This is a genomic window from Marinomonas arctica, assembly GCF_003259225.1.
Classification (GTDB): Bacteria; Pseudomonadota; Gammaproteobacteria; order Pseudomonadales; family Marinomonadaceae; genus Marinomonas; species Marinomonas arctica.
This window is the reverse complement of record NZ_QHJF01000016.1, coordinates 31,802-46,190: the sequence shown is the minus strand read 5'-3', so window position 1 is coordinate 46,190 and position 14,389 is coordinate 31,802. Positions and strand designations below refer to the sequence as shown.

At 43.7% G+C, this 14,389-nt stretch carries 16 protein-coding genes; 8 read left to right on the top strand and 8 right to left on the bottom strand.

The genetic code is table 11. From position 1 onward, the window contains the following. Positions 1 to 40: 40 nt before the first annotated feature. Positions 41 to 442 (bottom strand): RidA family protein, encoded by a 402-nt coding sequence (locus DK187_RS11035; RefSeq protein ID WP_111607402.1) that lies wholly within the window; start codon positions 440 to 442, stop codon positions 41 to 43. A gap of 99 nt (positions 443 to 541) precedes the next feature. Then, a complete protein-coding gene (locus DK187_RS11030; protein ID WP_111607401.1) occupies positions 542 to 1,429 on the bottom strand; it encodes a LysR family transcriptional regulator in 888 nt (295 codons plus the stop codon). A 97-nt stretch (positions 1,430 to 1,526) separates the two neighbouring features. On the opposite strand from DK187_RS11030, the gene DK187_RS11025 reads away from it, so the two are divergent. From DK187_RS11025 to DK187_RS11015, 3 genes are all read left to right on the top strand, one after another. Continuing rightward, the gene (locus tag DK187_RS11025) at positions 1,527 to 2,066 is read left to right on the top strand and encodes a DUF7482 domain-containing protein (protein WP_111607400.1); all 540 of its coding nucleotides are present in this window, start codon (positions 1,527 to 1,529) and stop codon (positions 2,064 to 2,066) included. A 256-nt stretch (positions 2,067 to 2,322) separates the two neighbouring features. Further along, on the top strand, positions 2,323 to 3,297 hold the full coding sequence (locus DK187_RS11020) for a DUF1852 domain-containing protein (protein WP_111607399.1): 975 nt from the start codon (positions 2,323 to 2,325) through the stop codon (positions 3,295 to 3,297). Between the two features lie 57 nt (positions 3,298 to 3,354). Beyond that, positions 3,355 to 4,407, top strand: coding sequence for a methionine synthase (locus DK187_RS11015; RefSeq protein WP_111607501.1), 1,053 nt, complete (start codon positions 3,355 to 3,357; stop codon positions 4,405 to 4,407). Between the two features lie 97 nt (positions 4,408 to 4,504). Here DK187_RS11015 and DK187_RS11010 read toward each other — a convergent pair whose 3' ends face one another. Next, positions 4,505 to 5,554, bottom strand: a complete 1,050-nt coding sequence (locus DK187_RS11010; protein ID WP_111607398.1) for a peptidase M42 — start codon at positions 5,552 to 5,554, stop codon at positions 4,505 to 4,507. Positions 5,555 to 5,743: 189 nt separating this feature from the next. Between DK187_RS11010 and DK187_RS11005 the strand changes: the two genes are divergently transcribed. Then, on the top strand, positions 5,744 to 7,060 hold the full coding sequence (locus DK187_RS11005) for a methyl-accepting chemotaxis protein (protein WP_111607397.1): 1,317 nt from the start codon (positions 5,744 to 5,746) through the stop codon (positions 7,058 to 7,060). Between the two features lie 90 nt (positions 7,061 to 7,150). Here the strand turns inward: DK187_RS11005 and DK187_RS11000 are convergent, their stop codons facing one another. The 5 genes from DK187_RS11000 to pspF form a co-directional block, all read right to left on the bottom strand. After that, positions 7,151 to 8,269, bottom strand: a complete 1,119-nt coding sequence (locus DK187_RS11000) for a PA0069 family radical SAM protein (RefSeq protein WP_111607500.1) — start codon at positions 8,267 to 8,269, stop codon at positions 7,151 to 7,153. A gap of 82 nt (positions 8,270 to 8,351) precedes the next feature. Further along, on the bottom strand, positions 8,352 to 9,410 hold the full coding sequence (locus DK187_RS10995) for a FecCD family ABC transporter permease (RefSeq protein ID WP_111607396.1): 1,059 nt from the start codon (positions 9,408 to 9,410) through the stop codon (positions 8,352 to 8,354). Continuing rightward, positions 9,407 to 10,390: an ABC transporter substrate-binding protein gene (locus DK187_RS10990; protein ID WP_111607395.1), complete on the bottom strand. Its 984-nt coding sequence runs from the start codon at positions 10,388 to 10,390 to the stop codon at positions 9,407 to 9,409. Before DK187_RS10990 ends, DK187_RS10995 begins: the two co-directional genes overlap by 4 nt. Before the next feature lie 12 nt (positions 10,391 to 10,402). Further along, complete coding sequence (locus DK187_RS10985; RefSeq protein ID WP_111607394.1) at positions 10,403 to 11,254, bottom strand: ABC transporter ATP-binding protein; 852 nt, start codon at positions 11,252 to 11,254, stop codon at positions 10,403 to 10,405. Positions 11,255 to 11,486: 232 nt separating this feature from the next. Beyond that, positions 11,487 to 12,497 (bottom strand): phage shock protein operon transcriptional activator, encoded by a 1,011-nt coding sequence (gene pspF / locus DK187_RS10980; RefSeq protein ID WP_111607393.1) that lies wholly within the window; start codon positions 12,495 to 12,497, stop codon positions 11,487 to 11,489. Positions 12,498 to 12,714: 217 nt separating this feature from the next. Here pspF and pspA point away from each other — a divergent pair, with 217 nt between their 5' ends. Genes pspA through DK187_RS10960 form a run of 4 tightly spaced genes read left to right on the top strand, consistent with a single transcriptional unit; the run spans position 12,715 to position 14,387 of the window. Further along, the gene (gene pspA, locus DK187_RS10975) at positions 12,715 to 13,386 is read left to right on the top strand and encodes a phage shock protein PspA (RefSeq protein ID WP_111607392.1); all 672 of its coding nucleotides are present in this window, start codon (positions 12,715 to 12,717) and stop codon (positions 13,384 to 13,386) included. A gap of 38 nt (positions 13,387 to 13,424) precedes the next feature. Beyond that, on the top strand, positions 13,425 to 13,673 hold the full coding sequence (gene pspB, locus DK187_RS10970) for an envelope stress response membrane protein PspB (RefSeq protein WP_111607391.1): 249 nt from the start codon (positions 13,425 to 13,427) through the stop codon (positions 13,671 to 13,673). A gap of 48 nt (positions 13,674 to 13,721) precedes the next feature. Next, entirely contained in the window at positions 13,722 to 14,171 is a 450-nt protein-coding gene (pspC, locus tag DK187_RS10965; RefSeq protein ID WP_111607390.1) for an envelope stress response membrane protein PspC, read from the top strand. 33 nt (positions 14,172 to 14,204) lie between these two features. Beyond that, positions 14,205 to 14,387 carry a hypothetical protein gene (locus DK187_RS10960; RefSeq protein ID WP_111607389.1) on the top strand — a complete coding sequence of 61 codons (183 nt, stop codon included), beginning with the start codon at positions 14,205 to 14,207 and terminating at the stop codon, positions 14,385 to 14,387. Positions 14,388 to 14,389: the final 2 nt, after the last annotated feature.

The following is a 14,389-nucleotide window of genomic DNA, read 5'->3' as shown; positions in this document are numbered from 1 at the left end:
TCCCGATTTTATCCTCTTGGTTAAAATGGGGACCAGTGTTCTATCGAGCCACTTTTGCAACCGCTTCAATTTCAATTAAGGTCTCTGGGGAAGCTAAAGAGGCGACCCCAATACCTGTTAAGGCTGGGCGTGATATGCCTAATGTGCTGGCGATAATAGGGACAATATCGGCCATATGGTCTGCAACCTCACCGCGAACATAGACACGTAACTGCAAGATATTCTCGACTGAAGAATTAGACGCTTCTAGAACTGTGATTAAGTGTTTTGCTGCATTGGCAGTTTGCGTTTTCATGTCGTGATTCTGAGTGTGAAAATCGGTGTCCCAATCGACTTGCCCTGAAATAAAAATCAACCCAGTGTCTGTATCAATTGTGGCTTGTGACATGCCAGTCGCCGTGCCGTCATACAAAGATGATGGGTTAATGCGTTTAATGGACATAATGACCTCTACATGGTGTTTAAAGTGACGATAGAGTAGAGGTGAATGACGTGGTTGACGATAAAGCTTAGCTTGTTACTCATACAAGCTGATGCTTCTTTAATGAGTAAATTTCTTCTGGACGCTATCCAGTAACCAGCTAATTAATAGGTCATGTTTTGCGCTTGGGTGATAGGCCGCAACGACTTGATAACCCGGTGGGTATTTTTCTAATGGAAGCTCAAATAGTCCTTCGTACGGTAATAGTCTCGAAGGAATAAACCCCACCATGTTTGAATGTTTTATGGTTTCTTTCGCCATATGAAAGGATGGGGCGGATACGGCAACCTGACGTGGAAAACCTTGTTGTTCAAACCAAGTGTCTGCAGAGCCTATAAAGCTGCCCACACCAGGCGAAGTGATGACAAAATCATGTTTGGTTAATTGTTGTAGTGATAGGTCATGAGTACGTTCAATGGTTTTATTTGCTGTCACGCATAAGTACTTTTCTATAAATAATGGCGTGGAAATCAGCCCTTCGGGAACATAGGCGCTGGTGGTAAAAACAATGTCTATTGAGCCTTGATGGATTTTTTGGGTGAGATTGGCGTGTTCAATATTGGTGACGATCACTTTGACTTTAGGTGCGAACTGTCTAAGCTCTCTAATTAGGTCGGTTACTATCACTTCTTGCGTGTAGTCTGTTGCACAGATGACTAGTGTTCTTGTTATTTCTTGCGGTGAAAACGTATTGGACAGAGGAATGCTATTTATGTGGGTTAATATTTTCTCGATGTGTTGTTCAATGTCTTTGGCGTAGGGTGTTGGAATCATTCCGTGGCCTGTTCTAACAAAGAGTTGATCACCAAGAATGGTTCTTATCTTTTTAAGTTGAAGACTAATTGCCTGTTGAGAAACACTTAAATGTTCTGCCGCCGTTGAAATACTGCCGAACTGATAGAGAGCGCTTAATGTTCTCAGATGATGTATTTCAAGCTTATTTATCATGCGCGTCTCGTGGGCGGTTTGGAGTATAAATGTGTAATAATTTATAACTGGTAATGTTTAAGGCTCTTTTTCCGTAAAATATGTTGGAGTGAATGGCATGTTGCGTCCGTATTTCTTATGGGTTGTTGTGTTGTTATTGTCCGCGTGTAGTAGCCGACCTGCTGTGGATGTCGTGACATCAGTCCAGTCGGTGTCGTTTCCTATATTACGCGCGTGGCACGAGGGCAAAGAGGTTCTTTATATTACGACAGATGTTTCCGATCAAGCGGTAGCCAAGGCAAAAAATGCGAATTATGCCCCTCGGTTGAGAAATACGATACCTCAGTATCCTAAGCCACCCCAGGTAAAAACCGCGTTAGAGCGTGTGTATTCCTTCCCAAACAAAGAGCAAGCACGAACGGTTTTTGCCTCTGTGCCTGAGCCATTGGGGTATGCGAGTGACAATCCGCATTACTCGCCGCTTTGGTTGATGTATGTTGTTGTGTGGAAAGACCCAAGTAAAGCCACAGAACTGACCTCAGAAGAGGCGGTCTTAACCGCAGAGGATCAAGGCTTAGTGACCATTGAACGAACGGACATCGTGCTCAATTGTCCGGTCATTCCATTTTCTCTTGCTGATTCGCGCCCGACAAAATAACGCCCTGCTTAGGGCGTTCTTACCTCTCATTACCCATCCTATTTTTGAGTGAAAATATTCAATCAAGAGTCGTATCCATTCTCAATTATGAATAAAATTCAACAATATAGAATTAAATTCATTTTTGTTCATGTTTGTGAATGCGTATAACGGTACTCACATATTAGTGAGGCCGATCGCCACCAATCAAAAACTGGAAAGTGAGAACAAGGAATAGATCCCTATTTCACTTCAGAAAATAGGATGTCAGATCATCATGAATAACGAGTTTACCTTTACCATTGAGAATCTTTTCTTCGATGAAAACTATTGCCCTTCAGACAACACTCGCATCACAACCAACTTTGCGAATCTGGCTAGGGGAGCGAGACGACAACAGAATGTACGCGACGCGTTAAGGATGATTAATAATCGCTTTAATGTCTTGGCGCATTGGGACAACGCAAAGGGAGACCGCTATTCTGTTGAGCTTGACATTATTTCGGTCAATGTTGATGTTGAAGGAAAGGGTCAGAGTTTTCCCATCATTGAAATTTTGAAGACGAATATTGTTGATCATCACACTGAGCAGCGTATCGAAGGTATTGTAGGAAACAATTTCTCGTCTTATGTCCGCGATTACGACTTCAGCGTCGTGCTGCCAAACCATAACAAAGGCCAAAAAGAATTTAGCATTCCGGATAACTTTGGTGATCTACATGGAAAGCTCTTTAAAAGCTTTGTGGCATCAGACAGCTTCAAAGAAAACTTTACCAAGCCGCCGGTTATTTGTCTGAGTGTTTCAGACAACAAAACGTACCAACGCACCGGAAACCAACACCCTGTTCTTGGGGCTGAATATCAACCAAATGAAACCTCTTTGACCGAGCAATATTTTCAGAAAATGGGCTTACAGGTTCGTTATTTTATGCCTGCCAACAGTGCAGCACCGTTGGCGTTTTATTTTGTGGGGGATTTGCTTAACGATTACAGCAATCTGGAACTTATCGGCACCATCAGTACGATGGAAACCTTTCAAAAAATCTACCGACCAGAAATTTACAATGCCAATACGGTTGCTGGGAAATGTTATCAGCCAAATTTAAAAAACTCGGATCATTCATTAACACAGATTGTTTATGACCGTGAAGAGCGCAGTCAATTGGCGAGTGAACAAGGCAAATTTGCTGAGCAGCACTTTCTAAAACCCTACCAAAGGGTACTTGAACAGTGGGCTGCGAGTTACGCATAAACGCTAGAATCCATGGCGGCTTGGTCAATATTACATTTAATAGACGGTATTTTTATTATGACAACAGCGACGAATAACACACTTCTACCCACATCAACAGCCGGCAGTTTGCCTAAACCCACATGGCTGGCAGAGCCAGAAACCCTTTGGTCGCCTTGGAAATTGCAGGGAGATCAACTCATTGATGGTAAACAGGATGCGTTGCGTATTTCGCTGCAAGAGCAACAGCAAGCGGGCATTGATATCGTCAGTGATGGTGAACAAACGCGGCAACACTTCGTGACCACTTTTATTGAGCACCTCAGCGGTGTGGATTTTGAGAATCGTCAGACCGTAAGAATTCGTGATCGTTATGATGCGAGCGTGCCGACGGTTGTTGGTCCTGTTAGTCGTATCAAGCCAGTGTTTGTTGAGGAGGCTAAATTTTTACGCCAGCAAACCAAGCAACCGATTAAATGGGCTCTCCCTGGCCCCATGACAATGGTAGACACACTTTATGATGACCATTACAAAAGCCGCGAAAAGCTCGCGTGGGAATTTGCTAAAATTCTTAACCAAGAAGCCAAAGAGTTAGAAGCAGCGGGTGTGGATATCATCCAGTTTGATGAGCCCGCGTTTAATGTGTTTTTTGATGAGGTGAATGATTGGGGCATCGCTTGTTTAGAACGAGCCATCGAAGGCCTTAAATGCGAAACCGCAGTACATATTTGTTATGGCTACGGCATTAAAGCCAATACGGATTGGAAAAAGACGCTGGGGTCTGAATGGCGACAATATGAAGAAGCCTTCCCTAAGCTGCAACAATCTAATATCGATATCATTTCTCTCGAATGCCATAACTCTCATGTACCAATGGAATTGCTCGAACTGATTCGCGGTAAAAAAGTCATGGTCGGCGCCATCGACGTGGCGAACCATGCCATTGAGACACCAGAAGAAGTCGCCAATACTCTGCGCAAAGCCCTGCAGTTTGTCGATGCCGACAAGCTTTACCCTTGTACTAACTGTGGTATGGCGCCGCTGCCTCGCGCGGTGGCAAGGGGCAAGCTACATGCCTTGAGTGCTGGCGCAGACATTATTCGAAAAGAGCTGGCAATCTTGTCGTCTTAATGTGTTTTCGTCGATAAAACCTCTCGCTTCGAATGTCTATGTCGAAGCGAGAGGTTTATGTGTTGCAAGTAATGACCATTTATAGAATGAAGCGAACTTAAATATTCGACACGACTTTTAACATGTCAATAAAGGCGTCCACGGATTCTACGGCCGCTGATTCGTGCATGGTGTGATAGCCGATGGTCGGGATTTGAATGGTGGTACCATCCACCAAACCATTGGATGCGGCGATAATACGACCAAGCTCGGTACTGCCTAGCGAGCTTGGCGGCAATCCTTGCTCAGCCCGTTTGGCATTTTCTTTTTCAACGTAGCGATTTTTATATAAGTAACTGATGTTGTTTTTGACACAAAGCTCTTCGAGCAATTTGGTGCTGTCTTGGTTAAAGGTCGCGTTGGCGTCTTTTTCCCTCAACACGAGCAGTTGTTCATTGGCGGCTTCTACGTTGGGAAACGGACTGGTATCGACCACAAATAAACGGTTGGTTGAGCCACCAAAGCGACGGAACCACTCAAGCAGGTAGCGCCAGCTTTTTCCGGCTTCCTCTTGTGCGGTAAAAAAGGCAGTGCCTTTAAAGCCATGATCAAAAAGATGCACCAAGGCGGCCGCAGAAATGACGTTATCGAGTTGTCCTTCAAGTCGATTATCGACCACATGTAATTGGTCTTTAAAGGCAATTGGCGTACCTGCAACCACGCCTTCTAACCCTACGGTTTCGAAAATTAAGTTGTTACGGAATTCACAAACGTAAGAGCTTTTAATTGTGCCTTTACCACGGTAAATGCCAGACCAGGGCTCGTAAGCATAGATCTCTTCATGGTTGAAACGCTCTGTCACCTTGGTCATCAATTCTTCAGAAACCGAGTTATTCAATAGATCGGTGCGGTTTGCTGAAACAAACGCCGCGTATTGGAATTCATTCGGACCAGTACAAACCAAACCGTGACGATCGATATGCGCCGAAAACATGGTGCTAAACGGATCGCTGCCTTGAGCAACCAACAAACCTTCGTACCAAGTGACATTTGCCCCTCGCTCTTCCAGTTCGCGTTGTAATACACGGAAAAATGAATGCTCAGCGCCAACCACACTAGGGGCACGAATAAGCAGTTTGAGCAGATCGATAAAATCATCACTAGGCATGTAAATTGATTCCAAAAAAGGGGGGAATAAATTGAAGCCTTGTTTATAAACTGATTTGGTTATTTTACATAATGTTTTTGTACAAATAGTACTAAGTAGTTTCATAATGATACAAAAATATCATCGAGCTTATAGAAAACATTCGTTACTCTAGCTCAATTAGAATGGTGGTGTATGAGGGGTATGCAAATGCTATTTGGAAACAATAAATTACTGACTCGTATTACAGAGCTAGAAAAAGAGTTAGCTTCCTTCCAAGAGACGCAAGCTGACCTTAGACAAGAAATGTTGTATTTCTCCATAACGCCTGAGGGAAAGATAATTGATGCTAATGCGCTTTTCATTAAGTCCAGTGGCTTTGACAAAGCAGAGCTTATCGATAAAAACCTTAAAGATTTGATACTTAAAAAGTCTTTACAAAAAGATCATTGTCAAAAAATGTTGGCTGCTATTCGTGATAAAAAGCATTGGCATGGTGCTTTGCAAGTTGAAGATAGAAATGGCAAAGAAGTGTGGTATCGCTCAATTCTTCAGCCGAGACATCAATCCGACGATGGGCGTATAGTACTGGAAGTTTATTCAGCAGAACTGACTCGTACTATCTCTCAATCTAAAGAAGATGAAGATATGTTAGCTGCATTGAACCGCTCGTCTGCGGTGATTGAATTTAGCCTAGATGGCATCATTTTAAATGCCAACGATAACTTTCTAAAAAGTATGGGCTATTCAAAAAGTCAGATAATAGGAAAACATCACAAAATGTTCTGCGATCCGAAAGAAGTGGAATCGCAAAAATACCAAGACTTTTGGCGTCAACTACGATCAGGTAAGTTTGTTTCTGAGCGTTTTAAGCGTTTCGATAGCCATGGAAATACTGTGTGGTTAGAGGCGTCTTATAACCCAATACATGATGACAGTGGTGAACTATACAAAGTGGTTAAATTTGCTACCGTGATTACAGAGCAAATGAATCGTGAATTTGCGATTTCCGAAACATCGCAAATCGCCTATGGCATTTCTAAGCAGAGTGATGCCGACGCCATTGCTGGTAAAAAGGTGATTGAATCAATGATTCAAACCATGGACGAGCTGTCAGTGCAGATGGGGGATGCGAGTAAAGGTATTATTGAGCTGAACACTCAGTCGACCAAAGTATCAGAGCTTGTGGAAAGCATTCGAGGTATTGCTGATCAAACGAATTTGCTTGCATTGAACGCAGCCATAGAAGCGGCACGAGCAGGCGAGCAAGGGCGAGGTTTCGCCGTAGTGGCTGATGAAGTGAGACAGCTAGCTTCTCGAACAAGTTCGGCCACCGAAGAGATCATTAAAGTGGTTGGTGATAATAAAAATCTGACTGAAAAAGCCGTCGCGTTAATAGCGCAAAGTATGGAAAAAGCCGATAAAGCGCTCGACCTTTCTACTGAAGCGGGTCATGTTATGACGGACATTCAAACTGGCGCAAGGCAAGTGGTTGATGCAGTTAGCCAATTTAATAATAAACTGTAGCCGCTTACGTGATGCAGTGTTGAAACAAAACATTCCTAAAGAACGTTTGCTCGATGGGAATGTTTTGTGACATTTAACTGTTTTAAAACGCTAAAACAACGCCATCTGATCGCCTTTTTTTGGCGGAACGGCAAAATGGCGACAATCGAGATCGCTTAACCGGTTGTCATCCAATCCATATTTGCGTCGTGCGACATGAAATCGTTGATTGATTAAATCTGCAAAGATGCCTTCCCCTGTCATACGTTTGCCAAATTGACTGTTGTAGAGCTTGCCACCGCGCATGTCCATAATGCGTTGTAAAACATGCTCAGCTCGATCTGGATAATGCTGGTGGAGCCAATCCGCAAACAAAGGTGCCACCTCGTGGGGCAAACGCAACATGATGTAGTTGATGGATTGCGCACCAACCTCCGCGCAAGCCGCGATGATTTCTTCTAGTTCATTATCGTTGATAAAAGGAATCACTGGTGCGACCAAAACCGATACCGGAATCCCAGCTTCGCGTAAGGTTTTAATGATTTGTAAACGTGTTTTTCCAGACGCTGTTCTGGGTTCCAAAATACGCTTTAAATCGTTATTGAGCGTCGTCACACTGATCGCCACATGAATGAGCTTTTTTGCTGCCATTTGGGTGAGTAGATCTATGTCTCTGAGTATCAAGGTGCTTTTGGTTATTAGCGAGATCGGTTGGTGATGCGCCAAGGCGACTTCCAATAACTGACGAGTGATCTTGAACTGTTTTTCAATCGGCTGATAGGCATCGGTATTAATGCCTAATGCAATGGGTTCACAGTGATAATTAGGATGCGCTAGTTCTTCTTCAAACAAAAATGCGGCATTAGTTTTGGCAACCAGCTTGGTTTCAAAATCCAACCCAGGTGATAAATCTAAATACGCATGAGTAGGCCGAGCAAAGCAATAGATACAGCCATGCTCGCAGCCTTTATAAGGATTTACCGACATGCGGAAAGGTATATCAGGAGACGAATTGCGACTAATAATACTTTTGGCACGCTCATGACGAACTTCCGTCTTAGGCGACGAAGTTTCTAGTAAGGCAATGGCGTCATCGTTTTCATCCACTTCAATCAGCGTAATAGCAAAGCGTCCTGCCATATTGTTGGCTGTGCCGCGCCCCTTGATAGGGTGATTGAAAGGGGATCTCTCGCCCTTTTGATCGTTGTTATTGGTAAAAGCAGAAGACATAAAAACACCCAAAAAACTGTACATATAACCAGTATTTTGGGTGTTGGATTTCAATAAAGCAAGCCTTCTTTTACAGGCTGATTTACAAGGAAACGTTACGTTTTTGTCGCATCAGGAAGACGAAGGCGATGCCGCCGACAAGGCCGGTGATAATGCCGATCGGCATGTCTTCAGGGGGAATAAGCACTCGCGAAGCAATGTCTGCTGTTACCAGAAAAAGAGCGCCTACTAAAGCAGATAAAGGCAATACTTTACGGTAATCGCCACCAACCAACAAACGCACAATGTGTGGCACCATCAAGCCGACAAAGCCGATGACACCAGAAAAGGCAACGGCCGCGCCAGTAAGTAGTGCGCAGACAACAATCACAATCAGGCGGAATCGCTCGACCGGAACGCCTAACGTGCTGGCGCTTTCATCGCCAAGAGTCATAGCATTAAGGTAACGAGCGTTGTAGATCAAATAGCCGGAACCCAGTAAGAGAGTCACCAACGGAAACCAAAGTTGTCCCCACTGCGCCAGTCCTAAGCCGCCGAGCATCCAGAAAATCACGGTATGAGACGAGCGATGATCGCCCATAAAGATGAATAGATTTCCCAAAGCCGTCAGTACAAAGGCGACGGCGACGCCCGCTAGAATCAAGCGTCCTGCACTGTGTGCTGAGGAAAAGTTTGCCACCGCCAAGACGAGAAACATTGCCAACAGGGCACCTAGAAAAGCAAACACGGGCACGGTCACCACACCTAATATCATGCCTGTATGCAGCAAGGCGATAATCGCTCCGAGCGCAGCACCTGACGACACACCCAATAAATGCGGATCGGCCAACGGGTTGCGAGTAACCGATTGTAAAGCCGCACCGACAATCGCCAAGGCCGCACCTACCATAGCTGCGAGCAGCGTGCGAGGTAAACGCACAGCCCAAATAATATTTTCTCGACCCATCGACCAGTTAGGCAAGGTGTTGGTGATCGACAGCTTATGACCGATCACGCTCCACACGGTGGATTGACTAATGGAAACTGAGCCAACACCAATCGCAATGCCCATTAGTAACAGCAGCAAGAGGCTCAGCATAATGAACAGCGCAGGCAAGGGAACATGTCCCATGATGGTCAGCTTTGTGTGGTTAGATTTCATAACGCCGTTCTAAATGCCTCGGCTAAGCGTTTTATCGCCTTAATATTTCGTGGTCCGGGTGTGGCTTCTACGTATTCCAATACCACAAAGTGATTGTTTTTCACCGCGGGAATATTCTCGAAAGCGGGATTGCTGCGTAAGAAGTTAATTTTTTGCTCTGCAGTAACGTCACCGTAATTGACGATAACGATCACTTCTGGAGAGCGGTCAATAACGGCTTCCCAGCCTATTTGTGTCCAGCTTTTTGGCACATCATCGACGATGTTCTTTCCGCCTGCGGCTTCAATCAACGCGGTTGGCATACCATAACGACCAGAAGTAAAAGGTTGTTCTTCACCCGAGTCATACACAAAGACTTTTGGTGTGGTTTTTAAGGGAGTGAGGTTCGCTTGGAAATTGGCTAGATCTTGTTGATAGCTTTTTACTAAGGCTTGCGCTTGCTCTTCTTTGCCAAAGATGCGGCCTAGATTTAATAGGTCGTTGTACATATCGTCCATGGAGACTTTCGGTTTATCCATAATATGAATACAACTTTCGGTTAGCTCATACACTTTAATGCCGAGTGGTGCCAAGGTATCGGGTGTGACGCCGCCACCGACACGCATGCCGTAGTTCCAGCCAGCAAAATAAAAGTCGGCATCGGCCCCTAATAGCACTTCTTTACTTGGGTATTTTGGGGACAGTTCTGGTAACTCGCCGATGCCATTTCGCAGTGTAGGATCAAGGGTTTTCCAGCCAGATACCCCTGTAAAACCGACCATGTGATCTTGCAAGCCAAGTGCCAGCATCATCTCCGTTAGGTTTACATCATTTGATACCGCCGCTTTTGGGGCTTGATCAAGGGTGACTTGGCGGTCACAGCTTTGTACCGTAACTGGATAGCCAGAGGCGCTGGCTAGACCCGTGTGTAAAAAAACCGTTAAGGCGGTGCTAGTGAGTAATAAAGCGCGTTTGATGTTTGTATTGATGTTCGCTGTCATGAATCTTTCCTGTTAATCATTGATATAAAAAGAGAATCTTGGTCTTTGTGTGACGGGGTGTTCATCAATAATAGTCTCCACATCAAATACCTGTTTTATCCGTTGCTTGGTGAATACCTCGTTGGGTGGTGCACAGGCTTTCATTTCACCCTCTTGCATGATTAACACTCGGTCAGCGTAGGCGGACGCCAGTGCCAAGTCGTGTAAAGACACAATAATGGTGCAAGGTAGCTTTGACAGCAAAGCCAATACATCGAGTTGGTGGCGAATGTCTAAATGGTTTGTTGGCTCGTCCAAAATAAGCACATCGGGCCGTTGCGCCAAGGCCCTAGCGATCATCACACGTTGACGTTCACCGCCGGACAAAGAATCAAAAGACCGATCGGCTAAATGCGCCACATCTAGAAGTACTAAGGTGCTTTCGATGATATGAGTGTCTTCTTCTGATCGACCCCACATTAGCGATTTTGGTGTTAGGCCGATTTCTACCATCTCGAATACGCTTAGGCCAAACTCGCCACCAGTGTCTTGTAAAACGGTCGCAATACGCTGTGCACATTGGCGTGGCGACAAGGACCAAAGATTTTTACCGTCCAGTAAAATCGTACCGTTGGTCGGTTTATTGGTACGATAAAGACAACGTAACAAACTGGTTTTGCCGGAGCCATTTGGCCCCACAATCGCGAGAAATTCACCCGGGTGAACCGTAACCGTGATTGGCTTGAGTAACGTCTTGTCACGATAAGGGGACCAAGCGACGTCGTTCAACTGTATGCCGGCGGGCTGGCAGCCAGAAAAAAACGCATAAGAAGCATCGTCTTGTTGTGTAAGGTGCTTAGTCGTTGAGAGGGTTGGGTTAATCAAGGCGAATCAATGTCCGTTATTAATTTGTTATAGTATAACATTATATAATGTTGTCGCCATCAAGTCTTTTCTTAAAAGGGCGAAAATAGTGTGTCAAGCGTCAATAGTATAAAACACGGACTATACGGAAGGAGGATTGTCTCAACAAGCTATGTTGGCTGGTGAATTTTCATCTTAACGTGCGAGAATTGAATACAGTGTAATAAGAAAGCTTGTTCAGATAACTAAGAGGTTATTTGAGCTTCTTGAGCAACCCCCTAAATTGATCATAAGTGAGTCCCAATGATTGAGCGGCGAGTCGCTGATTGTGTTGATTTTCTTTAAGAGCTTGCTGAATTAAGTGTTGTTGCAGCTGAAAGGTCTGCTCTTTCAAACTCAAAGATGAATTAAGGGAAAAGCCTGATGGTTTTGAATCTATTGTGGTTGCCAATACGGCTTGTGTATTGATGAGGCTGTCGCTTGCTTCTTCATTTGCATGAGTAAAAGGATTAATTACGATTTTCTCAACGGGATCTGCTTGGAAGCCCCATCGATAAACGGAACGCTCTACAACGTTTTTAAGTTCACGAATATTGCCAGGCCAATCATATTGCTTTAAAGATGTTAGTGCTTTGGGGCTAAACCCTTGGAAATATTCCCAGCCAAGTTCCGTGCTGAGTTTTATCGCAAAAAAATTGGCCAATTCTTCGATGTCTTCTTTTCTATCTCGTAATGGAGGAACTTGAATAACATCAAAGGTAAGGCGATCAAGTAGGTCTGCACGAAATTCGCCTTGCTTGCTAAGAGAAGGTAAATTTGCGTTCGTTGCCGCGACAATTCGAACGTTAACTCGTTGAGTTTTAGCACTGCCGAGGCGTTCGAATTCACCATATTCAATAAGACGAAGTAGCTTTTCCTGTACCCTAAGAGACATGGTGCCTAGTTCGTCAAGAAATAAGGTGCCGCCGTCTGCACGTTCAAATCTGCCTTGGTAAGTCTTGGTTGCACCAGTAAAAGCCCCCGCTTCATGACCAAATAATTCACTTTCCATTAAGCTGTCACTAATGGCAGCGCAATTGAGGCTAATAAAAGGCTGGTCCCAGCGAGGTGATAAATAATGCAATCGCTCTGCAATGAGCTCTTTGCCGCTGCCTCGTTCACCACAGATCAAAATCGGTCGATTAATTTCTGCCAGAATCGAGGCATGGTCAAGTGCATCTGCTAGTGCCTGAGAGCTACCAATGACTCTTTGGTTATTTTTCATAAGCGTATTGAGTGCTCTTAATGTAGTTGGTTTAATTTGCCAAATTTATATGGTTAAAAATACTAAATAATAGCTATTTTAACCATTAAAAATTGAGTTAATAGCACTATAAAATCAATAAATTAATAATAATCATAGGCTTACGGAATTTGGCACGAATGCTGTAATAGCAAGATGAAGAAATTCATTAATTGCATATGAAATAGGAGATAAGACCATGGGTATTTTTTCAAGAATGACGGACATTATTAATAGCAATTTAACTTCATTGCTGGATAAAGCTGAAGACCCCAAAAAAATGATTCGAATGATGATTCAAGAGATGGAAGAAACATTAGTCGAAGTACGTTCTAGCTCTGCTCGTGTGATTGCTGATCGTAAAACCACAGGACGCCGTTTGGAGCGTATGCGCAGTGAAGCAGCAGAGTGGGAAAGCAAAGCTATGCTGGCAATTAATAAAGGGCGAGAAGACCTAGCTCGAGCCGCTCTTGCAGAAAAGCAGCAAATAGAAAAAGAGATAGCAGTCATTGATAAAGAATTGTCTGCTTTGGATGAGCACCTTGAGCATTTAAATGAAGAAGTAGGACAGTTACAAATCAAATTGAATGATGCCAAAGCTAAGCAAAAAGCCATGTTGTTGCGTCAATCCAGCGTAGAAAGTCGTATGCGTGTGAAACGTCAGAATCATAAAGAAGCATTAGACGATGCTTTTGAGAAATTTGAACGCTTTGAGCGCCGTGTTGATAGCTTAGAAGGTCAACTTGAGTCTATGGATATCGGCATGCAGCCAAAAGCAGATCTGAAATCACAAATTGATGCCTTAGCGGAAGATGATGATATCAACAATGAGTTGGCTCGTCTGAAAGAGAAAATGACTAAGGCCAACTAAGCTGAATCTTTATCAGTTAATAAAAAAGGAATTGCACTATGAGTATGGCTGTATTTTTGTTTGTTCCTACCATCATTTTTATGTCGATAGTGGCACCTATTTGGTTGTTATTGCATTACCGAAGTAAGAATCGTGCCGTAAAGGGATTAGATGAGAGTGATAAGCGGGAGTTAGAGTCTCTATTAATGCAGGCTGATAAATTGACAGATCGCGTACAAGCGTTGGAAAAAATCTTAGATGTAGAAAGCCCTGATTGGCGTAGTAGAGATAATGATGAGTACCGATGATCTTCGAGTAATTGAGCAGTAGAGGATTAGTCAGTCGAGAGGAATAAAATGATGAATGGCAAAATGAAAGAAAGTTTTAAGTCTAAAAAATCCCATGGCTGGAATTTGAATTTATATCGTAATAAGAAAAAAGGTTACTTCGGGGGAGTATGTGCTGGCTTAGCAGACCATTTTGATGTCGACGCATGGGTGGTACGGCTTTTTACCTTTGGGGGCTTTTTATTTCTTGGTAGCTTTGTGGTTATTGCTTATATCGCGCTTTGGTGGTTCTTGGATGTTCGCCCCAAAGGTGAGGATGGGTACGAATATGAATACGATGAGCATCAACAAAGTTATCGGCCAAAGAAGATGTTTAAGTACGCTGATAGTGCGAACTCAAGATTACGTCGCGCTAAAGAAAAATTGGATGATGCAACGAGGCGAGTGACTGAAATAGAACGACATGTTACATCTAAAAAATTCGATCTAGATCGTGAATTCTCAAAACTTAGGGACTAATCTTTAATCTGTGCAAGTAAGGAGGGCTGGTAAATGCAGATGAAAACGTCTTTTTTCCTCTTATTGTTGGGAAATGTATGCCTATATTTGGATGCAGTTTTCGCTTTTGTATTGGCTGTGGCGATGGATTGTCTACTGGTTTTGTTGTTGAATATTCCCATTGCTGTTATTTTGTACAGTATGGGGCATTTATTATCAAAACGGATTTATGTCTGAAA